The organism is Burkholderia sp. LS-044 (assembly GCF_004803625.1).
In the GTDB taxonomy this organism is placed as follows: Bacteria; Pseudomonadota; Gammaproteobacteria; order Burkholderiales; family Burkholderiaceae; genus Burkholderia; species Burkholderia cepacia.
On record NZ_SSWO01000002.1, the window covers coordinates 157477 to 179582 of the forward strand.

The following is a 22106-nucleotide window of genomic DNA, read 5'->3' on the forward strand; positions in this document are numbered from 1 at the left end:
GCGAAGCGGCGGATTTATTCCCGCGCGTTGCGCGGTCGATCACCCGTGTTCGCGGCTTGCGCGGCGATGCGCTGTCCCGGAAAGATGACCTGTCAATGTCCTGTAAGTGACACGTCACATTTGCGTCACGGCCGATCGATAGCCTGCCACTCCGAGTCACCTCTCCGGAGCCCCTTCATGCCGAATCTCGCGGCAACGGAAACCAGCTGTGCGGTCGGCAACCGCACGCGTGCCGTCAGCCTCGCGCTGATTTTTCTGATCGTTGCCTGCGGCATCGTCTACGTCGGCGTCCATCCGGGCGCCGATCTCGGCCCCGTCAAGGAAAGCTCGATCCTCCCGTTCCTGCTGCTGATCGTCGCGCTGCTGGCCGCACTCGGCTTCGAGTGCGTCAACGGTTTCCACGACGCCGCGAACGCGGTCGCGACCGCCATCCATTCGCACCCGCTCTATCCGCCCCTCGCCGTCGTGCGGTCGGGCCTCCGGAACCTGTTCGGCGTGCGCGTATCGAGCGGCCCGGGCCTGCGCCGGGATGCGGTGCGTAACCTGATGCTCGCGCGGGTGCTGACGCTGCCCGCGTCGATCGTGCTGTCGGCCGTGCCGTACCGGGCGCTGCACGGGCTGTTCTGATTCGCGCCGGGGGGCGCCTTCCGGCTGCGCGGCGCGTGGCCGGTCCCGTCGATTCTCAATTCAACACAAGACGCTACCGATGGATATCAGGTTCTTCGATCCGAATCGCACCGCGAACGCTTCGGCGTGGCGCGTGCTCCCCAACCGCTGGGATGCCATCGCGTTTCCGCTGATCATCTGCCTGCTCGCGATGGCGATCGTCGGCTTCCATCAGACGATGGCGCCCATCGGCACCCTGCAGACGCAGAAGATCTCGCTCGATCCGTCGAACCTGCCCGAATACGCGTTGCGCACCACGCTGCGGATGCTCGCCGCGATGGTCGCGTCGCTCGCGTTCACGCTCGTCTACGGCACGCTCGCGGCCAAGAGCCGCCGTGCCGGCATGGTGCTGATCCCGATCCTCGACATCCTGCAGTCGGTGCCGGTGCTCGGCTACATCTCGTTTACCGTCACGTTTTTCCTCGCACTGTTTCCGGGCCGCGTGCTCGGTGCCGAGCTGGCCGCGATCTTCGCGATCTTCACGAGCCAGGCCTGGAACATGACGTTCAGCTTCTACCAGTCGCTGCGCACGGTGCCGCGCGACCTGAGCGAAGTGTCGCGCGGCTTTCACCTGACGCCGTGGCAACGCTTCTGGAAGCTCGAGGTGCCGTTCTCGATGCCGGGCCTGATCTGGAACATGATGATGTCGATGTCGGGCGGCTGGTTCTTCGTCGTCGCGTCCGAGGCGATCACCGTCGGCAACCAGACGATCACGCTGCCGGGCATCGGCGCGTATCTCGCTCAAGCGATCTCGGACAAGAACCTCGGTGCGGTCGGCTGGGTGATTGTCGCGATGTCGGTCGTGATCCTCGCCTATGACCAGTTCCTGTTCCGCCCGCTCGTCGCCTGGGCCGACAAGTTCCGGATGGAGAACACCGCGTCGGGCGATGCGCCGCAATCCTGGCTGCTCGACATGATGCGCCGCACGCACCTGATCCATCAGCTGCTCGTGCCGGCCGGCTGGCTGCTGTCGCAGGCCGCGCGGATTCCGCTGCGCGCGCCGTCGCGGCAGGGTACGCGTGCGCGCGGCGCATCGGCGGGCCGCTCGTCGCGCATCGGCGACATCGTGTGGGGCGCGTTCGTGATCCTGCTGACGGTGTACGTCGTGTGGCGCGTCGTCACGTTCGTCGCGACCGGCGTGACGATGGGCGAGGTCGGCCACGTGCTCGTGCTCGGGCTCGTCACGCTGTTGCGTGTGCTGGTGCTGATCGCGATCGCGTCGCTGGTCTGGGTGCCGCTCGGCGTGCTGATCGGGCTGCGCCCGAAGCTGGCCGAGAAGATCCAGCCGCTCGCGCAGTTCCTCGCGGCGTTCCCGGCCAACCTGCTGTTCCCGGTGTTCGTGATCGTGATTGTCCGCTTCCACCTGAATGCGGACATCTGGCTGTCGCCGCTGATCGTGCTCGGCACGCAGTGGTACATCCTGTTCAACGTGATCGCCGGCGCGATGTCCTACCCGAACGACTACAAGGAAGCGACGAAGAATTTCCGCATCCGCGGCTGGCAGTGGTGGCGGCAGGCGATCCTGCCCGGGATCTTCCCGTACTACGTGACGGGTGCGATCACCGCGTCGGGCGGCGCGTGGAACGCGAGCATCGTGTCCGAGTTCGTGCAGTGGGGCGACACGAAGGTCGTCGCGCACGGCCTGGGCTCGTACATCGCGCAGACCACCGCCGCCGGCGATTTTCCGAAGATCATCCTGGGCATCGCCGTGATGTCCCTGTTCGTCACCTTGTTCAACCGTCTGCTGTGGCGTCCGATGTACGCCTATGCGGAATCCCGGCTCCGTCTCGATTGAGAGTAAGCGCGATGCAAAATTCGAACGTTATCAACGCCCCCGTCAAGACGTCCCAGCCGCTGCAGCCGCCGCGCCTCGGCGAAGAAATCCTGCGCGTGGAGCACGTGAACCGCGGCTTCAACAAGACGCAGGGCGAGCTGCTCGTGCTCGACGATGCGAACCTGTCGCTGCGCGAAGGCGAGATCGTCGGCCTGCTCGGCCGTTCCGGCTCGGGCAAGTCGACGCTGCTGCGCATCATCGCCGGGCTGATCGAGCCGACCGGCGGCGAGGTGACCTACCTCGGCAAGCCGCTGCGCGGCCCGGCCGAAGGCGTCGCGATGGTGTTCCAGACCTTCGCGCTGTTCCCGTGGCTCACCGTGCTGCAGAACGTGGAAGCCGGGCTGGAAGCGCTCGGCGTCGGCGCGCGCGAGCGGCGCGAGCGTGCGCTTGCCGCGATCGACCTGATCGGTCTCGACGGTTTCGAGAACGCGTACCCGCGCGAGCTGTCGGGCGGCATGCGCCAGCGCGTGGGCTTTGCGCGCGCGCTCGTCGTCGACCCGACGATCCTGCTGATGGACGAACCGTTCTCCGCGCTCGACGTGCTGACCGCCGAGACGCTGCGTACCGACCTGCTCGACCTGTGGACGCAAGGCCGCATGCCGATCAAGTCGGTGCTGATCGTCACGCACAACATCGAGGAAGCGGTGTTCATGTGCGACCGGATCCTCGTGCTGTCGTCGAATCCGGGTCGCGTGATCGCCGAGATCAAGGTGCCGTTCAAGCATCCGCGCAACCGGCTCGACCCGGATTTCCGCAAGCTCGTCGACGACATCTACGCGAAGATGACCGCGCGCCAGACCAACGAGGCGACGAAGAAGGGGCTGGAGCTCGGCAGCTGGCTGCCGCGCGTGTCGACCAACCTGATGGCCGGCCTGATCGAGACGCTCGCGATGGCGCCGTACCATGGCCGCGCGGACATGCCGGAAATCGCGCGTACGCTGCACCTCGAGGTCGACGAACTGTTCCCGATCGCCGAAGTGCTGCAATACCTCGGCTTCGCGGACGTGCGGGAAGGGGACGTGTTCCTGACGCCGCCGGCGCGTGTGTTCGCGGAGTTCGGCACGCAGGAGCGCAAGCTGATGTTCGCCGATCACCTGCTGAAGCACGTGCCGCTGGCTGCACGGATCAGGAAGGTGCTGAACGAGCGTCCGGGCCATCGCGCGCCGCGCGTGCGCTTCGAGCAGGAGCTGGAGGATTTCCTGTCCGATGAAGCCGCCGAGGAAACGCTCGACGCGGTGATCGACTGGGGGCGTTACGGCGAAGTCTTTTCGTATAACGACAAGACGGAAGTGTTCAGTCTCGAGGATGTCGAGAGCTGAAGTCCGTGCCCGAATGGCGAGCGATCGTCATTCGGGCAGATCGCGACTGTTGGCGTGCTGCTCGATTCCGCCGGTATTGAGCGATTCGATCCTCTCCATCCGCTGCCTTGCCAGCTCGGGCAACCGGTTCGTCACGCCGATCACGAGCGCTTCGGCGAGCGCGAGCGCCGGCACGTTGGTCTGCAGCATCGCGAACGGCTGCCCCTGGATCCGCAGCACGATCTCCGCAAATTCCCCGATCGGCGAATGCCATTCGTCGGTGACCAGCAGCACGCGCGTGCCGAGCTGGTGTGCGGCTTGCGCGAACCGGATGCTGTCGCGCTGGTAGCGGCGGAAATCGAAAATGACGAGCACGTCGCCGGGCCCCATGTCCGCCAGGGCGACCGAGGCGAGGTTCACATTCGGTTCGACATACTGGACGCGTGGCCGCGCATACGCGAGCGTGAACGAAAACAGCGAAGCGAGCGGCGCGGTGTAACGCCCGCCACCGCAGAAAACGCGAACGTCCTGATCGGCCAGCAGCGCCACGGCGGCATCGAACGCCGCCGCATCGAGCCCTTCGATCGTGGTGGCCAGCGATTGCGACAACCGCTGGAAAATCGCCGAATGACTGTCGCGCAGCCCCGAAGCCGAGTGAAACGCATCCATCCGCGCGAGCGGCGAATTCATCGCGGTGTCGATTTCGCCATACAGCGCCTGCTGGAACGACGAATAGTTGGGAAACCCGATCCTGACGACGAAGCGAAACACGGTCGGGTCGCTCACGTCGGCCTGCTTCGCGAATTGTGCGATGGGCCCCAGCCCGAGACTGGGATAGCGATCCAGCAACGCCTGCGCAACCTTCTGTTCCGACGGCGTGAAGCTATCCATCTGGGATAACAGCAACGCCCTGATGCTCGTCCCCATCGGGCACTCCGACTCTCTCAATCCAAATGACAAACGGCAGACATGCGTCTGCCGGCGAACCCACGCATGTTAGCCGATTGACGTGCGGCGGGCCGCCCGTACCCCGGAATTAGAGGGACGCATCGCACGGTCGGGCGGCTCGTCAATGAATGTAATGAAACATACATTGATAAAGAAAACATCCGGTTGATATTCGTTCGTGGTTCAGTGATAACCCTAGGTTTTGGTGTAAAAAACCGAGTGCTATGATCGCGGCCTCGCTGGAATGTACGGTTCATTACATCGCGAATCGATGCTTCGATGCTTCGATGCTTCGATGCTTCGATGCGTGACGATGCGGCGTCGCATTCCGGCATGGCACGGTTTATTTGTCTGGAGGATCCCGTCATGAGGCGGCTCGTAGTACTCACCCTGTTGTCGGCAATGAGCGTGTGCGCGTTCGCCGCGTCGGACCCGGCGGTCGAAGCGAAGAACGGCATGGTCGTGTCCTCGCAGCACTTCGCGTCGCAGATCGGCGTCGACATCCTGAAGGAAGGCGGCAACGCGGTGGATGCGGCAGTGGCGGTCGGCTATGCGCAGGCCGTGACCAATTCGTGCTGCGGCAATATCGGCGGCGGCGGTTTCATGACCCTCCACCTGGCCGACGGCCGCGACCGCTTCATCAATTTCCGCGAGACCGCACCGGCCGCGGCTTCCGCGAACATGTACCTCGACGCGAAGGGCAACGTCATCCCCGACGACAGCCTGTACGGCTATCGCGCGGTCGGCGTGCCGGGCACGGTCGCGGGCCTCGATCTCGCGCAGCGCAAGTACGGCAAGCTGACGCGCAGGCAGGTGATGGAGCCGGCGATCCGGCTCGCGCGCGACGGTTTCGTGCTGACGCGCGGCGATACGGACATCCTCGACACGACGGTCGCGCGCTTCAGGAAGGACCCGGAAGCGGCGCGCATCTTCCTCCGCCCGGACGGCACGCCGCTGCAGCCGGGCGACCGCCTCGTGCAGAAGGACCTCGCCCGCACGCTCGAGCGCATCGCGGAGCAGGGGCCCGACGCGTTCTATCACGGCGAGATCCCGAAGATCGTCGAGGCCGCGGCCAGGCGCGCGGGCGGCGTGATCACGGCCGCCGATTTCGCGTCCTACCGCGCGCAGGACATGGCGCCGCTGACGTGCACGTATCGCGGCTACGAGTTCGTGTCGGCGCCGCCGCCGAGCTCGGGCGGCGTGACGATGTGCGAGACGCTGAACATCCTCGAAGGGTACGACCTGCGCAAGCTCGGCTACCACTCGGCCGCGGCGGTCCACTACATGACCGAAGCGATGCGGCACGCATACGAGGATCGCAACACGCTGCTCGGCGATCCGAACTTCATCGACAATCCGGTCGCGAAGCTGACGAGCAAGGAATACGCGGCGCAGATCCGCAAGAGCATCCATGCCGATACGGCGACGCCGTCGGTGGACGTGCAGCCGGGCGTCGGCGTGCACGAGAAGCCGGAGACGACCCACTATTCGATCGTCGACAAGGACGGCAACGCGGTGTCGACGACCTACACGGTCAACGGCCGCTTCGGCGCCGTGGTCATCGCGCCGGGCACGGGTTTCTTCCTGAACGACGAGATGGACGATTTCACCGTGAAGGTCGGCGCGCAGAACCTGTTCGGTCTCGTGCAGGGCACGCGCAACTCGATTGCGCCGGGCAAGCGTCCGCTGTCGTCGATGGCGCCGACCATCGTGAAGAAGGACGGCAAGGTGTTCATGGTGGTCGGTTCGCCGGGCGGGTCGCGCATCATCACGATCACGCTGCAGACGGTGCTGAACGTGATCGACTACGGGATGACGCCGCAGGATGCCGTCACCGCGCCGCGCATCCATCACCAGTGGCTGCCTGACGAGGTCTATTACGAGACCTACGGCCTGTCGCCCGACACGCTCGCGATCCTGCGCAACATGGGCTACAAGATGGTCGAGCAGACGCCGTGGGGCGCCGCCGAGCTGATCATGGTCGGCCTGCCGGGCACCGAAGCCGCGAGCCGCCAGAGTTCCGGGAACGATTCGTCCGTGTCCGGCAACGTGCGTGTCGGCTTCATCTACGGCTACAACGACCCGCGTCGTCCGGCCGGATCGGCAATCGGCTACTGACCCGATCCCGTCGGCATCGAGATGAACCGCCGCCGACGACGTTCGCCCTTGCTCGAGCGTCGTTGCGGCGGCAGTCCGTCGGTTCGCGGACATCCGCGAGCCTGACCGGCGCCGCCGCCGATGCCCGACACACCGGGCACGGCCGGCTCGCCACGCACGCTCCCTGGCACGGCACGGGACGCGCGCCTTTCATCCTTCAACTTCTTCCCGTGCATCGAATTCCATCATGAACAAACGAATGTCCGCGGCAGGCTGGATCCTGCTCGCGATGGCGGCCGGCATCCTGATCGGCTACATGATCTATACGCAACTGCCGGACAAGCAGTCCGCGGCGGAGATCGCCGGGTACATCTCGCTCGTGTCCGACGTGTTCCTGCGGCTGATCAAGATGGTGATCGGCCCGCTGGTGTTCTCGACGCTCGTCGTCGGCATCGCGCACATGGGCGACGCGTCGTCGGTGGGGCGCGTGTTCGTGAAGGCGCTCGGCTGGTTCGTCACCGCGTCGCTGATCTCGCTGCTGCTCGGCCTGTTGATGGCGAACCTGCTGCGGCCCGGCGAGAACCTCGGGTTGCCGCTGCCGGATATCGGCGCGTCCGCGCATCTGGCGACGTCCAAGTTCACGCTGAAGGATTTCGTCGGTCACATGGTGCCGAAGTCGATCGCCGAGGCGATGGCGAACAACGAGATCCTGCAGATCGTCGTGTTCTCGATGTTCTTCGGCGTGGCGCTTGCGTCGCTCGGCGAGCGCGGCAAGATCCTCGTCGCGGCGATCGACCAGCTCGCGCACGTGATGCTCAGGATTACCGGCTATGTGATGAAGCTCGCGCCGCTCGCGGTGCTGGCGGCGATGGCGTCGACGGTCGCGATCAACGGCCTGTCGATCCTGCTGAAGTTCGCGGTGTTCATGGGCGATTTCTACCTGAGCCTGTTCCTGCTATGGGGCACGCTCGTCATCGCCGGGCTGCTGTTCCTCGGCCGCCGTGTGTTCAAGCTGCTGGTGCTGATCAAGGAAGCGTTCATGCTGTCGTTCGCGACCGCGAGCTCGGAAGCCGCGTATCCGAAGATCCTCGATGCGCTCGACCGTTTCGGCGTGCGCCGCAAGATCTCGAGCTTCGTGATGCCGATGGGGTATTCGTTCAACCTCGACGGCTCGATGATGTACTGCACGTTCGCGTCGCTGTTCATCGCGCAGGCGTACGGCATTCACCTGTCGCTCGGCACGCAGGTCACGATGCTGCTGATCCTGATGCTGACGTCGAAAGGCATGGCCGGCGTGCCGCGCGCGTCGCTCGTCGTGATCGCCGCGACGCTGCACCAGTTCAACATCCCGGAAGCCGGGCTGCTGCTGATTCTCGGCGTCGATACGTTCCTCGACATGGGCCGTTCGGCCACGAACGCAGTGGGCAACTCGATCGCCAGCGCGGTGGTCGCGAAATGGGAAGGCGAGCTGATGCCCGAAGCGGAAGCCGAAGCGAATGCGGCGCGGCTGGATGAGGAAGCCGAAGCACGGATGAACGAGGCGGCCCGCGAGGCGGATCGCGTCACCACGGCCTGAAGCGGTATCCCGGGTCTTCAGGCCGCCTCGGCGGGGCGGGCCGCGTCGATGCACACGGCCAGCACCATCGCGGCGGCGTTGCCCGGCGTCGAGCCGAGCAATTGCGGCGCATAGACGCTGTCGCCGATCTCGATCGGCTGCCCCGACAGCGCGCACACGCCGCGCTTGCGCGTGGTGAAAAGCCGCCACTTCTGATAACCGTAGTGCCCGGTGCATGCGTCGCGCCATGAAATCATCACGGTGTCGGCGGTGGGCCGCTCGAGTACGCTGATGGCCGGCTTGCTCGTCGCGTCCCACGACGGCAGCCGGTCGCGCGTGACGCTGCGCCGCCGCGGCGTGCCCCACGAGACGGACGGCATGTCGAAGCTGCCGATCGCGGCGACGGTCATGAGCCAGGGGGCGATACGGTTGTTCATGTCAGTTTTCCTCGAAACGTTACGCGGCACCGCAACGCGCGGCATCACGACAGGCGGATGCGCGGCCGCGCGCAGCCGTTGATCCGTTCGGCGATCCACAGCAGGCTCGCCTTGGAGAAGCCGTGCAGCGCCTGCTGGTGCCGCCGGTAGAGCATCAGGTGGCTGAATTGCGCGAATCGCCCCTGGATGAAGCCGCCACGAAAGAACCCGAACTGCCCGAGCGTGCCGAACGCGTCGTAGTCGCTGATCGACACGAGCGCGCCGAAATCGTGGAACGCGAACGGCGGCATCGGCTTGCCGTCGAGCCACGCGGGCAGGTGCTTCGCGAGATGCTCGGCCTGCTGCGTCGCGACCTGCGCGGTGGGCGGCAGCGGCCGTTCCTGGCCGTCGGGCAACAGGCTCGCGCAATCGCCGATCGCGAACACGTGTTCGTCGCCCGTTGCCTGCAGCGTCGGGCCGACGACGATCTGGTTCGCGCGATTCGTGTCGAGGCCGCCGAGCGCCTGCATGAAATCGGGCGCCTTTACGCCGGCCGCCCACACCATGAGGTCGGCTTCCGCAAACGAACCGTCGCCGTAGTGAAAGCCGTTCGCGTCGGCCGACGTGACGCGGGTCGACGTCAGCACGTGAAAGCCGATCTGTTCGAGCCGTTGCTGTGCCGATGCGGAAATCTTCGGCGGAAATGCGGCGAGGATGCGCGGACCGCTTTCAAGCAGCGTGAGTTGCAGCCGGTCGCGTACCGTTTCGTCGCCATAGGCTTGTGCCACTTCCAGCAGGCGGCTCAGCTCCGCGGCAAGCTCGACGCCGGTCGCGCCGGCACCGACGATCGCGACGCGGAACGGCTCGTCGCGCGCGATGCTGCGAAATACGCGCATCCGCAACGCTTCGTTGAAGGTCTCGGCCTGCGGCTGGCTGTCGATGAAATAGCAGTGCTCGCGTACGCCCGGCGTGCCGAAATCGTTGGCCTGGCTGCCGAGCGCGAGGATCAGCACGTCGTATTCGAGTTCGCGGGCGTCGAGCACGAGTTCGCCGTCCTGCGAGCGGATCTCGCCGAGCTGCACGCGGCGCCGCGCGCGATCGAGCCCCTTCAGTTCGCCGGGCTGGTACGTGTAACCGTGATCGCGGGCATGGGCGAGGAAGATCACCTGCTGCTGCTGCACGTCGCGCGTACCGGCCGCGATCGTGTGCAACATCGGTTTCCAGATGTGGGTCGGGCTGCGGTCGACGACGGTGACCTGTGCGCGCCCGGACCGGCCGAGACGCTCGCCCAGACGCGTGGCGAGCTGCAGTCCGGCGATCCCGCCGCCGACGATGACGATACGTGTAGGGGTTGCCATGGATAAATCATCACGTGATGAATAAGGTATGATCCTAGCGCTTCCCGGCTTCGCGTGTCAACGGAGCGGGGCAAATCACGCGGTTTCGGCGGTGCTGAAGCGGGGCTGGAACAGGCGCATTCGAATCATTCAAGGAGAGCAGGGAAACGTGGCTGAAGTCACTGAGCGCGCGCCGGGCAAGCGGCGTATGCGAGGGCGGCCGCTGGCCGGGGCGTCCGTCGGACCGGACGTGATATTGCGGGCTGCGCGCCGTACGTTCGCGAAGCGGGGCTACGACGCGACGAGCGTGCGCGAGGTCGCGCGCGAGCTGGGCATCGACGCGGCGCTGATCGCCCATCATTTCGGTACGAAGGAAACGTTGTGGCTGGCCGTCGTCGAGCAGATCGTCGAGATCGCCGAGCCGATGTTCGATGCGCTGCGTGCGTTGCGTACGTCGCCGCTGTCGCATCGCGAACGCGTGCGACGCGCACTCGAGCTGTGCGTCGACCATGAGTTCGACGAACCCGACATGGGCATGTTCTTCTCGACGGCGGCGACCGAAGTGGGCGGGCGGCTCGACCGGCTGCAGGAGCGGCTCGTCCGTCCGTATTACGACGTGATGTTCCCGCTGCTGGCGGACGCCGTGCAGGCCGGCGCGATTCGCGCGGTCGATCCGAACGTGCTGTTCTTCATGATCGCGAGCGCGATCGGCAACACGGTGTCGTACAGCCACATCATGCTGGAGTTCACGTCGCTGCCCACGCAGCCGGACGCGTTCCGGCGTGCCGTGACCGACGCCGCGTTCAACCTCGTCGGCGACTGAGCGCCGCGCGCCACGCGCACACTCACGTCGCGGCAACCAGCCCCAGTTCGCGCACCGCGTTTCGCGCGGTCTCGCGCAGCGCATCGACGAGCGGCGATGGCGTCCGGTACGCGATCGCCAGCTCGTACGCGAGCGGGCTGCCCGCACCCTTCAGTTCGCAGAACGTAATGCCTTTCGGTTGCATCGGCACGAACAGGCGCGGCATCAGTGCGACGCCGATCCCGCCCGCGACGAGCCCGGCCGTCGTCTGCATCTGGCGCGGCTGCTGGACGACGCGCGGCGCGAAGCCGGCCTGCGCGCACGCGGTCACGATCAGCGCATGCATGCCGGGACCGTGGTGCGCGGCGAACATGACCCACGGGTCGTCCGCCAGGTCGGCGAGCGCGATGTGCCGGCGGCGCGCGAGCCGGTGACCGTCGGGAAGCGCCGCGACCATCCGGTCGCGCAGCAGCGGCTCGACGCGCACGTCGCCCGCGTCGGCCACCGGCAGCACGACGAGGCCGATGTCGGTGCGGTCGTGGCGCAGCGCGAGCACCTGCTCGGCGGTCGTGCCTTCCTCGAGCTGGAAATCGACGCCTGGATGGCGTTCCTGGAACGCCCGCAGGATCAGCGGCAATAGCGCGTTGACGGTGCTGTCGACGAAGCGCAGCCGCAGCGTGCCGCCGAGGCCCGCGCCCGCGCGGCGGGCCACGGCCACCGCGCGTTCGGCCTGTTCGAGCGCGCGCCGCGCTTCGAGCAGGAAGGCCTCGCCGGCCGGCGTGAGCGTCGAGCCGCGGTTGTCGCGCTCGAGCAGCGAGACGCCCAGCTCGTCCTCGAGCTTGCGGATCGCCGCGCTGAGCGGCGGCTGCGCCATGTGCAGCCGCTCGGCCGCACGCCGGAAGCTGAGCGTCTCGGCAACCGCGATGAATTGCCTGAACTGGCGCAGATCGATCATGCGATACCTCTCGTGTATCAATGGATCATCGAATTCGTATTTTACCTATCACCTCACCACGCCCAGACTTGCACTGTCGGCAATCGTCAACATTCGGGAGGGCAGGACATGACGGGCAGTGAACGGCAACGGACGGCGATCGTCACGGGCGGGTCGAGCGGGATCGGCTTCGCGATCGCACGGCGGCTGGTGGAGGATGGGTATCGCGTCGCGATCGTCGGGCGCGACACGGCGCGGCTGGACGCGGCCGTCGCGCGTCTCGGCGCCGCGGCGATCGGGCAGGCCGGTGATTTGAGCGTGCGGCGCGAGGCTGAGGCGGCGGTCGCCGCGATCGTCGCGCAGTGGCCTTGCGTGGACGTGCTGGTCAACAACGCGGGGCTGACCGGCCGCGTTAGCGCGGACACGGAGGCGGGCGAGGCCGAGACCGTGTGGGATGCCGTGCTCGACGCGAACCTGAAAAGCCTGTTCGTGACGACCCTGGCCGTGCTGCCGCACCTGGCCGGGCGCGACGCGCGGATCGTCAACCTCGGCTCGATCGCGGCGCGCGCCGGCAGCCTGCTGCCGGGCGGCCTGGCGTACGCGGCGGCGAAGGCCGGCGTCGAAGGGTTCACCGTTGCGTTGGCGCGCGAACTCGGGCCGCGCGGCACGACGGTCAATACGGTCGCGCCAGGCTATATCGCCGACACACGCTTCTTCGGCGACGGCGGCGTCGCGCCGGCCATCGCGGCGACGATTCGCGAGCAGACGCCGGCCGGCCGCGCCGGGCATCCGGACGACATCGCGGACGCGGTCGCGTGGCTCGCCGGACCGCGCGCGTCGTTCGTCACCGGCGCGACGATCGCGGTGAACGGCGGCTGGCGCGTCGGGTGACGCCATTCGTACCGGCGGCCGGGCACGGCATCGCGCGCCTCGCCCGGCCGCCGGTCATTCGAGGTCCTTGGGCGGCGTATCGCCGAGCCAGCGCCGCGCGCCGGGCCCGTTGCGGCCCGCGCGGTCTTCCGGGTTCGTCAGCTTGCAGCGTTTCAGCGACAGGCAGCCGCAGCCGATGCATTCGTCGAGGTTGATGTAGAGCCGCTGCAGTTCCTCGATCCGGCTCGCGACGCGTTGCTTCCAGCCGCGCGACAGCCGCTGCCAATCCTTGTTGCTCGGTGCGGTGTCCTCGGGCAGGCTGACGAGCTGCTCGGCGATCTCGTCGAGCGAATAGCCGATCTTCTGCGCGAACACGATGAACGCGATCAGCCGCAGCACCGCGCGTGAATAGTGGCGATGGCTCGAGCCGTTGCGGTGCGACTTGATGAGCCCGCGCGTCTCGTAGAACCGCAATGTCGACGCCGGCACGCCGCTGCGCGCGGCCACTTCGCGGATCGACATCAGCGGCCATTGCGGGATTTCCTGGATACCCATGACACCCCTCCGGGAAAGCTTGACTTGAAGTTAACTTCAACTTTTATGCTACGCGGCAGTTTAACCCGTCGCGAGGCATCATGCTCTCCTTATCCCTACGCAGGACGTCGCCTTTGGGCGCGGCCTGTGCACTGCTGCTGGCGTTGTCGGGCTGTCACGACGGCAAAGGCGCATCGTCGGCCCCGGCCCTTCCCGAAGTCGGCGTTGCCACCATCGCGCCGCGCACGATCCGCCTCGCGGACGAATTCAACGGACGCGTCGAAGCGGTCGACGCAGTCGAACTGCGGCCGCGCGTGAGCGGCTATCTGCAGCGCGTCGCCTACAAGGAGGGCGACCTGGTCGCGCAGGGCGCGCTGCTGTTCGAGATCGACCCGCGCCCGTACCGGATCGCACTCGATCGCGCGAACGCGCAGCTGCGGCGGGCCCGCGCGGCCGCGAGCCTCGCGAACGTGCAGCTCAAGCGCGTGCAGACGCTGATCGATGCGCATGCGACGTCGCAGGAAGAACTCGACAACGCGCGCGCCACGGCCGAGCAGGCGCGGGCGGACCTGCAGGCGGCCGATGCGGCCGTCGCCGACGCGAAGCTCAATCTCGGTTTCACCGAAGTGCGCGCGCCGATCGCGGGCCGCGTCGGCCGCGCGGTCGCCACCGTCGGCAACCTGGCGCGCGCGGACGACACGCTGCTGACGACCGTCGTGTCGCAGAACCCCGTCTACGTGTATTTCGACTGCGACGAACAGAGCTACCTGCGCTACAACGCACGGCGTGCCGACCCGAAGCATCGCGCGATCGGTGCCGATCCGGTTCGCGTGGGCCTCGCGAACGAGACGGGCTTCCCGCATGCGGGCACCGTCGATTTCCTCGACAACCGTCTCGACCCGCAGACGGGCACGATCCGCGCGCGCGTCCGGCTGCCGAATGCGGACCATGCGTTTACGCCCGGCCTGTATGCGCGCGTGCAGCTCGTCAGCGGCCGCGACCAGGATGCGTTGCTCGTCGACGACAAGGCCGTGCTCACCGACCAGGACCGCAAGTACGTGTATGTGATCGGCCCCGGCGACAAGGCGCTGCGCCGTGACGTGACGATCGGCCGCGGGCTGGACGGCGAGCGGATCATCGAGAAGGGGATCCAGGCGGGCGACCGCGTGGTCGTCGACGGCATGCAGCGGATCTACTATCCGGGCGCGCAGGTGAAGCCGAAGGCACTGCCCGTACGCGCCGATGCCGGTGCCGGTGCTGGTGCCGGTTATGGCGCGGGCAACGGATCGGGCAACGGCACGCAGGCCGTCGCCGATGCCGGCGCGCCGGCCGTGCAGTGACGGGAGCGATACGATGGATTTCTCCCGATTCTTCATCGACCGGCCGATCTTCGCGGTCGTGCTGTCGATCGTCATCTTCGCGATCGGCCTGATCTCGATTCCGATGCTGCCCGCCGGCGAATATCCGGAAGTCGTGCCGCCGAGCGTCGTCGTGCGTGCGACGTACCCGGGCGCGAACCCGAAGGAAATCGCCGAATCGGTCGCCGAACCGCTGGAAGAGGCGATCAACGGCGTCGAAGGCATCATGTACATGAAGTCGGTTGCCGGGTCGGACGGCAGCCTGCAGGTCGTCGTCACGTTCCTGCAGGGCGTCGATCCCGACACGGCCGCCGTGCGCGTGCAGAACCGCGTGAGCCAGGCGCTGTCGCGCCTGCCCGACGAGGTGCGCCAGTACGGCGTGACCACGCAGAAGCAGTCGCCGACGCCGCTGATGTACGTGAGCCTCTATTCGCCGGACAACAGCCGCGATTCGCTGTACCTGCGCAACTACCTGACGCTGCACGTGAAGGACGAGCTGTCGCGGCTGACCGGTGTCGGCGACGTCGGCTTGTCCGGCTCCGGCGACTACGCGATGCGGCTGTGGCTCGACCCGAACCGGCTCGCGTCGCGCGGGCTGACCGCGAGCGACGTGATTGCCGCCGTGCGCGAGCAGAACGTGCAGGTGTCGGCCGGCCAGCTCGGCGCGGAGCCGACGCCGAAGAAAAACGACTTCCTCCTGTCGATCAACGTGCGCGGCCGGCTGCGCACGGCGCAGGAGTTCGGCGACATCGTGCTGCGCAACGGCGACGACGGCCAGGTCGTGAAGCTGTCCGACGTTGCTCGTGTCGAGCTCGGCGCGGGCGACTACACGCTGCGCTCGTACTTCAACGACAAACAATCGGCCGTGGTCGGCATCTTCCTGTCGCCAGGGGCGAACGCGCTCGAAGTCGCGAAGGCCGTGTATGCGAAGTTCGACGAACTGTCGAAGCGCTTCCCGCCCGGCGTCGCGTACCGTCCCGTGTGGGATCCGACGGTATTCGTGCGCGATTCGATCCGCGCGGTGCAGCACACGCTGATCGAGGCCGTCGTGCTGGTCGTGCTCGTCGTGATCCTGTTCCTGCAGACGTGGCGCGCGTCGATCATTCCGCTCGTCGCGGTGCCCGTCTCGGTGGTCGGCACGTTCGCGTGGCTCTATCTGCTCGGTTATTCGATCAACACGCTGACGCTGTTCGGGCTTGTGCTCGCGATCGGGATCGTGGTCGACGATGCGATCGTGGTCGTCGAGAACGTCGAGCGCAACATCGCGCAGGGCTTGAGCCCGCGCGACGCCGCGCACCAGGCGATGCGCGAGGTGTCGGTGCCGATCGTCGCGATCGCGCTCGTGCTGTGCGCGGTGTTCGTGCCGATGGCGTTCATGTCGGGCGTCACGGGGCAGTTCTACCGGCAGTTCGCGGTGACGATCGCGATCTCGACGGTGATCTCCGCGATCAACTCGCTGACGCTGTCGCCCGCGCTCGCCGCGAAGCTGCTGCGTCCGCACGGCGCGCCGAAGGATGCGCTCACGCGCGGGCTCGACCGCGCGTTCGGCTGGCTGTTCCGTCCGTTCAACCGCTTCTTCGACCGCAGCTCCGATCGCTATCACGGCGTCGTCTCGCGCACGCTGAAGCGGCGCGGGGTGGTGTTCGCGGTCTATGCGGCGTTGCTCGGGGCGACCGCGCTGCTGCTCAATGCGGTGCCGGGCGGCTTCATCCCGGTGCAGGACAAGCTGTACCTGTTCGCGGGCGCGAAGCTGCCGGAAGGCGCGTCGCTGGCGCGCACCAGCGAGGTGACCGAGCAGATGACGAAGATCGCGCTCGGCACCGACGGTGTCGAGATGGTGCCGGCGTTTGCCGGGCTGAACGCGCTGCAGGGCGTGAACACGCCGAACATCACGAACTCGTACGTGATCCTGAAGCCGTTCGACCAGCGCCACCGCAGCGCCGCGCAGATCAACGCGGACCTGAATGCGCGCTTCGCGGCCATCGGCGGCGGCATCACCTATGCGCTGATGCCGCCGCCGATCCAGGGCCTCGGCAACGGCTCGGGGTATTCGCTGTACCTGGAGGATCGCGGCGGGCTCGGCTACGGCGCATTGCAGAACGCGCTCACCGCGTTCCAGGCCGCGGTCGCGAAGACGCCGGGGATGAGCTACCCGGTCAGCTCGTACCAGGCCAACATCCCGCAGCTCGAGGTGAAGGTCGACCGGCTGAAGGCGAAGGCGCAGGGCGTCGCGCTGACCGACCTGTTCAGCACGCTGCAGGTCTATCTCGGCTCGATGTACGTGAACGACTTCAACCTGTTCGGCCGCGTGTACCGCGTGATGGCGCAGGCGGATGCCGGCCACCGGCAGACGGCCGCCGACATCGCGAACCTGCGCACGCGCAACGCGAAGGGCGAGATGGTGCCGATCGGCTCGATGGTGACGGTGGCGCCCGCGTACGGGCCCGACCCGGTCGTCCGCTACAACGGCTATCCGGCCGCCAACCTGATCGGCGACGCCGATCCGAAGGTGATGTCGTCGTCGCAGGCGATCGAGAAGCTGCAGCAGATCGCGAAGGACGTGCTGCCGCCGGGGATCGTGCTCGAGTGGACCGACCTCAGCTACCAGCAGGTCACGCAGAGCAACGCGGCGATCGTCGTGTTCCCGCTCGCGGTGATGCTCGTGTTCCTCGTGCTCGCGTCGCTGTACGAGAGCTGGACGCTGCCGCTCGCGGTGATCCTGATCGTGCCCGTGTGCATCTGTGCGGCGCTGTTCGGTGTGTGGCTGTCGGGAGGCGACAACAACGTGTTCGTGCAGGTTGGGCTCGTCGTGCTGATGGGGCTGGCGTGCAAGAACGCGATCCTGATCGTCGAGTTCGCGCGCGAGCTGGAAATCCAGGGCAAGGGCGTGATCGAATCCGCGCTGGAAGCGTGCAAGCTGCGGCTGCGTCCGATCGTGATGACGTCGGTCGCGTTCATCGCGGGTTCGGTGCCGCTCCTGATCGGCAGCGGCGCGGGCAGCGAAGTGCGGGCTGCCACCGGCATCACCGTGTTCGCGGGGATGCTCGGCGTCACGCTGTTCGGGCTGTTCCTGACGCCCGTGTTTTATGTGGCGATCCGCAAGCTCGCGGGCGGCACGCCGGCCGTGTGGAGCGAACACCACGGCACCCTCGAAGGAGAAAACCGATGAGCGCCGCTTTCCGTTTTTCCGCGCTCGCGATGTCGGTGACGCTCGCCGCATGCGCGGTCGGCCCCGATTTCAGGCGGCCCGATACGGCCACCGCCGAGCGGTTTGCCCGCGACGCGCATCCGGCGGCGCAGCGCGACGCGTTGCCGTCCGGCAAGACGCCGGATACGCCGCCCGACGCGTCGGCCGATGCCGATGCCGCGTTCTGGCGCGGTTTCGGCGATCCGCAGCTGACGCAGCTGATCGACACGGCGCTCGCGGCGAACCAGGATCTTCAGGTCGCCGTGTCGCGCTACGACGCATCGAATGCGCTGCTGTCGCAGGCCACGTTCGACCGCTACCCGACGATCACCGCGAGCGGCAAGATCGGCCATCAGCTGATGAGCAAGGACCAGGCGTTCGGGGCGCCGCGCAGCCAGCGCGATACGCCGACGTCCAGCGTCGGGATCAATGCGGCGTGGGAACTCGACCTGTTCGGCCGCGTGCGTCGTTCGATCGAGTCGCAGCGCGCGGAGACGGCTGCCAGCGCGGCGGACGTGCGCGCGGTGCGCGTCGCGATCGCCGGCGAGGTGGCGAGCACGTACGTCGACTTGCGCGGCTCGCAGGAGCGGCTGCGGATCGCACGCGAGAACGCCGACAACCAGAAGCAGACGCTCGCGCTGATCAATGCGCGCGTCGGCGCGGGGCGTGGTTCCGAACTCGATGCGGCGCGGGCGCGCGCGCAGTACGAATCGACGACGTCGCGGATCGCCGTGTATGAAGCGGCGATCGGCGTCGACGAGCACCGGCTCGCGGTGCTGACCGGGCAGACGCCGGATGCGTTGATCGGCCGCTTCGATCTCCCGAAGGCCGCCGCATCGGCGGGCACGCCCGTGCCGCTGCCGATGCTGGCCGCCGACATCGATCCCGGCACGCCGGGCGACTTGCTGCGGCGCCGGCCCGACGTCGCGGCCGCCGAGGCGCGGCTGCACGCGGCGACCGCGCGCGTCGGCGTCGCGACGGCCGACCTGTTTCCGCGCTTCACGCTGTCGGGCCTGCTCGGCAGCGCGACGAGCAGCTACGGGTTCTTCCGTGCGGGCAGCGATACGAACCTGATCGCGCTCGGCATCGACTGGTCGTTCCTCGACGTCGGCCGCGTGCGCGCACGGATCGCCGCGAGCGATGCGGAAGCGGCCGGGCAGCTCGCGCAATACAGGCAGACCGTGCTCGGGGCGCTGGAGGAAACGGAGAACGCGCTGCTGCGTGCGGCACGCACGCGTGACGAGACGGATCATCTCGTGCGGGCCGCGACCGACAGCGCGCGTGCCGCGCAACTGGCGCAGGCGCGTTTTTCGGCGGGCGCGATCGACTACTACGAAGTGCTCGACGCGCAACGCACGCTGCTGCAGGCGCAGGATGCGGCGGCCGACGGGCGGATGCGCAGTGCGGCGTCGACGGTCGCGCTGTACAAGGCGCTTGCGGGCGGCTGGCCGTCGGGAACGGGGCAGGGGCCGCAAGGCCCGCTCGCGCAGTCGGGGCAGTAGCGCGGGCAAGGCGGCGCGGCAGGCCGGCGCAATCGTGCCTGCCGCGCGCCGCGTGACTACACGCTGGCCGGATCGATCTTGTCGACGTCGATGCTGTAGCGCCGGATGGCTTCGCCGACGCGCGCACGCGGGATCGCGCCGTCGTCGGCGAGCGCCTTCAGCGCCGCGACCACGATGAAGTGCCGGTCGACCTCGAAGAACGTGCGCAGCGCGTCGCGCGTATCCGAGCGGCCGAAGCCGTCGGTGCCGAGCGACACGAAGCGCCGGCCGTCGACGAATGCACGGATCTGGTCGCCGACGATCTTCATGTAATCGGTCGCGACGACCACCGGCCCCGTGCGGCCGTCGAGGCATTGCTGCACGTACGGCACGCGCGGCGCCTCGTCGGGATGCAGCAGGTTCCAGCGTTCGGCGGCCAGCCCGTCGCGGCGCAGCTCGTTCAGGCTCGTCGCGCTCCACACGTCGCTCGACACGCCGAAGTCCTGCGCGAGCAGGTCGCTCGCGGCGATCACTTCCCGCAGGATCGCGCCGCTGCCCATCAACTGCACGTGCGGCACGTCGGCCGCGCGCAACGCGCCTTCGCGCAGCAGGTAGAGGCCCTTGAGAATGCCGTCCTCCGCGCCGTCGGGCAGCGCCGGATGCGGGTAGTTCTCGTTGAGCAGCGTGATGTAGTAGTAGACGTCCTCCTGTTCCGCGAACATCCGCCGCAGGCCGTCGCGCACGATCACCGCGAGTTCGTACGCATAGGTCGGGTCGTACGACACGCAGTTCGGAATCACCGACGACAGCACGTGGCTGTGCCCGTCGTCGTGCTGCAGCCCTTCGCCCATCAGCGTCGTGCGGCCCGACGTCGCGCCGAGCAGGAAGCCGCGCGTACGCGCGTCGCCGGCCGCCCACGCGAGATCGCCAACCCGCTGCAGCCCGAACATCGAATAGAAGATGTAGAACGGGATCGCCGGCAGGCCGTGGTTGCTGTAGGCGGTACCGGCCGCGATCCACGACGCGATCGCGCCCGATTCGTTGATGCCTTCCTGCAGGATCTGCCCGTCCTTCGCTTCCCGGTAGTAGCTGAGCTGGCCCGCGTCCTGCGGCGTGTAGAGCTGGCCGAGATGCGAGTGGATGCCGATCTGGCGGAACAGCCCCTCCATCCCGAACGTGCGGGATTCGTCCGGCACGATCGGGACGACCAGCTTGCCGAGCGCCGGGTCCTTCAGCAGCGTGCCGAGGATGCGCACGAACGCCATCGTCGTGGACAGCGCGCGTTCGCCGCTGTCCCTGAGCTGCGCGTCGAACGCGGCGAGCGGGGGCACCGGCAGCGGCGTCGCTTCGCTGAAGCGGGCCGGCACGTGACCGCCGAGCGCGGCGCGGCGTTCCGCGAAGTAGCGCGCCTCGGCGCTGCCGGGTTCGGGTTTCAGGTACGGCAGGTCGTCGAGTTGCGCGTCGCTGACCGGCAGCGCGAAGCGGTCGCGGAACGCGCGTACGGCATCCGCGCTCATCTTCTTCAACTGGTGGTTCACGTTCTGGCCTTCGCCGGCTTCGCCCATTCCGAAGCCCTTGACCGTCTTCGCGAGCACGACGGTCGGCCGCCCGTCCGCATGCATCGCCAGCGTATAGGCCGCATGCACCTTTTCCGGATCGTGGCCGCCGCGCGCGAGTTTCCAGATGTCGTCGTCGGACAGGTCGGCGACGAGTTCGAGCAGTTCGGGATACTTGCCGAAGAAATGCTCGCGCACGTACGCGCCGCTCTGCGACTTGAAGGTCTGGTAGTCGCCGTCGACGCATTCCATCATGCGCTGACGCAGCAGGCCCGTTGTGTCGCGTTCGAGCAAGCGATCCCAGCCGCCGCCCCAGATCACCTTCACGACGTTCCAGCCCGCCGCGCGGAACGTGCCTTCGAGTTCCTGGATGACCTTGCCGTTGCCGCGTACCGGGCCGTCGAGACGCTGCAGGTTGCAGTTGACGACGAAGATCAGGTTGTCGAGCCGTTCGCGCCCGGCGAGCGAGATCGCGGCGAGCGATTCGGGCTGGTCCATTTCGCCGTCGCCGAGAAATGCCCAGACCTTGCGGCCCTGATGCGCTTTCAGCCCGCGATATTCGAGGTAGCGCATGAAGCGCGCCTGATACGCGGCCGTGAGCGGCCCGAGCCCCATCGACACGGTGGGGAATTGCCAGAAATCCGGCATCAGCCGCGGATGCGGATACGACGACAGCCCGTCGCGTCCCGCTTCGCGGCCGGTCTCGCGGCGGAAGTTGTCGAGTTGCGCGTCCGTGATGCGACCTTCCAGGTACGCGCGGCCATAGATGCCGGGCGCCGAATGGCCCTGGATGTAGACCATGTCGCCGTCGAAAGTATCGGTGCGGCCGCGGAAGAAGTGATCGAAACCGACGTCGTACAGCACCGCGGCCGACTGGTAGGTCGCGATGTGGCCGCCGACGTTCGAATGCCGGCCGGCGCGCAGCACCATCACCATCGCGTTCCAGCGGATCATCGCGTTCAGGCGCCGTTCGAGCGCGAGATCGCCCGGATAGGCCGGCTGCCGTTCGCGCGGCACCGTGTTCACGTACGCGGTCGTCACGCGGCCATGCAGGTCGCCGTGGCGCGCCGCGTCGAGGTCGGAAAGCCGGTCGATCAGGTAATGCGCGCGCGGGCGGCCCTCGAGCGCGATCACGGATTCGAGCGCATCGAGCCATTCGCGGGTTTCCTGCGGGTCGATGTCGGGTAGCGCGAGAGGTGCGGTCATGCAATGTCTCCAGAAGCATAAGGCTGC

General features: G+C 67.5%; 16 protein-coding genes. 10 read left to right on the forward strand and 6 right to left on the reverse strand.

The window, feature by feature from the left end:
* Positions 1-177: 177 nt before the first annotated feature.
* From E9536_RS05840 to E9536_RS05850, 3 genes are all read left to right on the forward strand, one after another.
* Positions 178-627, forward strand: coding sequence for a hypothetical protein (locus E9536_RS05840; RefSeq protein WP_247873416.1), 450 nt, complete (start codon positions 178-180; stop codon positions 625-627).
* A 79-nt stretch (positions 628-706) separates the two neighbouring features.
* Positions 707-2461, forward strand: a complete 1755-nt coding sequence (locus E9536_RS05845) for an ABC transporter permease subunit (protein ID WP_136469476.1) — start codon at positions 707-709, stop codon at positions 2459-2461.
* 11 nt (positions 2462-2472) lie between these two features.
* Entirely contained in the window at positions 2473-3819 is a 1347-nt protein-coding gene (locus tag E9536_RS05850) for a nitrate/sulfonate/bicarbonate ABC transporter ATP-binding protein (RefSeq protein ID WP_136469477.1), read from the forward strand.
* A 27-nt stretch (positions 3820-3846) separates the two neighbouring features.
* On the opposite strand, the gene E9536_RS05855 is transcribed toward E9536_RS05850, so the two are convergent.
* Positions 3847-4725: a MurR/RpiR family transcriptional regulator gene (locus E9536_RS05855; protein WP_060173518.1), complete on the reverse strand. Its 879-nt coding sequence runs from the start codon at positions 4723-4725 to the stop codon at positions 3847-3849.
* A 387-nt stretch (positions 4726-5112) separates the two neighbouring features.
* Between E9536_RS05855 and ggt the strand changes: the two genes are divergently transcribed.
* Positions 5113-6864, forward strand: a complete 1752-nt coding sequence (gene ggt, locus E9536_RS05860) for a gamma-glutamyltransferase (RefSeq protein ID WP_059685979.1) — start codon at positions 5113-5115, stop codon at positions 6862-6864.
* 226 nt (positions 6865-7090) lie between these two features.
* The gene (locus E9536_RS05865) at positions 7091-8419 is read left to right on the forward strand and encodes a dicarboxylate/amino acid:cation symporter (RefSeq protein WP_060173516.1); all 1329 of its coding nucleotides are present in this window, start codon (positions 7091-7093) and stop codon (positions 8417-8419) included.
* A gap of 17 nt (positions 8420-8436) precedes the next feature.
* Here E9536_RS05865 and E9536_RS05870 read toward each other — a convergent pair whose 3' ends face one another.
* Both E9536_RS05870 and E9536_RS05875 read right to left on the reverse strand, forming a co-directional pair.
* Positions 8437-8835 (reverse strand): DUF3331 domain-containing protein, encoded by a 399-nt coding sequence (locus E9536_RS05870; protein WP_059697653.1) that lies wholly within the window; start codon positions 8833-8835, stop codon positions 8437-8439.
* Positions 8836-8879: 44 nt separating this feature from the next.
* Entirely contained in the window at positions 8880-10172 is a 1293-nt protein-coding gene (locus E9536_RS05875) for an NAD(P)/FAD-dependent oxidoreductase (protein WP_027789428.1), read from the reverse strand.
* Positions 10173-10320: 148 nt separating this feature from the next.
* Between E9536_RS05875 and E9536_RS05880 the strand changes: the two genes are divergently transcribed.
* Positions 10321-10974 (forward strand): TetR/AcrR family transcriptional regulator, encoded by a 654-nt coding sequence (locus tag E9536_RS05880; protein ID WP_027789427.1) that lies wholly within the window; start codon positions 10321-10323, stop codon positions 10972-10974.
* Positions 10975-10996: 22 nt separating this feature from the next.
* On the opposite strand, the gene E9536_RS05885 is transcribed toward E9536_RS05880, so the two are convergent.
* Positions 10997-11908 carry a LysR family transcriptional regulator gene (locus tag E9536_RS05885; RefSeq protein WP_060349773.1) on the reverse strand — a complete coding sequence of 304 codons (912 nt, stop codon included), beginning with the start codon at positions 11906-11908 and terminating at the stop codon, positions 10997-10999.
* Between the two features lie 108 nt (positions 11909-12016).
* Between E9536_RS05885 and E9536_RS05890 the strand changes: the two genes are divergently transcribed.
* Positions 12017-12778 carry an SDR family oxidoreductase gene (locus tag E9536_RS05890; protein WP_136469478.1) on the forward strand — a complete coding sequence of 254 codons (762 nt, stop codon included), beginning with the start codon at positions 12017-12019 and terminating at the stop codon, positions 12776-12778.
* A 54-nt stretch (positions 12779-12832) separates the two neighbouring features.
* Here the strand turns inward: E9536_RS05890 and soxR are convergent, their stop codons facing one another.
* Positions 12833-13312, reverse strand: coding sequence for a redox-sensitive transcriptional activator SoxR (gene soxR / locus E9536_RS05895; RefSeq protein WP_027789424.1), 480 nt, complete (start codon positions 13310-13312; stop codon positions 12833-12835).
* Between the two features lie 80 nt (positions 13313-13392).
* On the opposite strand from soxR, the gene E9536_RS05900 reads away from it, so the two are divergent.
* Genes E9536_RS05900 through E9536_RS05910 form a run of 3 tightly spaced genes read left to right on the forward strand, consistent with a single transcriptional unit; the run spans position 13393 to position 19338 of the window.
* Positions 13393-14631: an efflux RND transporter periplasmic adaptor subunit gene (locus E9536_RS05900; protein ID WP_136469479.1), complete on the forward strand. Its 1239-nt coding sequence runs from the start codon at positions 13393-13395 to the stop codon at positions 14629-14631.
* 13 nt (positions 14632-14644) lie between these two features.
* Entirely contained in the window at positions 14645-17818 is a 3174-nt protein-coding gene (locus E9536_RS05905; RefSeq protein WP_136469480.1) for a multidrug efflux RND transporter permease subunit, read from the forward strand.
* A complete protein-coding gene (locus tag E9536_RS05910) occupies positions 17815-19338 on the forward strand; it encodes an efflux transporter outer membrane subunit (protein WP_136469481.1) in 1524 nt (507 codons plus the stop codon). The genes E9536_RS05905 and E9536_RS05910 overlap by 4 nt, the downstream gene beginning before the upstream one ends.
* Positions 19339-19394: 56 nt before the next feature.
* On the opposite strand, the gene aceE is transcribed toward E9536_RS05910, so the two are convergent.
* Positions 19395-22079: a pyruvate dehydrogenase (acetyl-transferring), homodimeric type gene (gene aceE, locus E9536_RS05915; protein ID WP_136469482.1), complete on the reverse strand. Its 2685-nt coding sequence runs from the start codon at positions 22077-22079 to the stop codon at positions 19395-19397.
* Between the last annotated feature and the right edge of the window lie 27 nt (positions 22080-22106).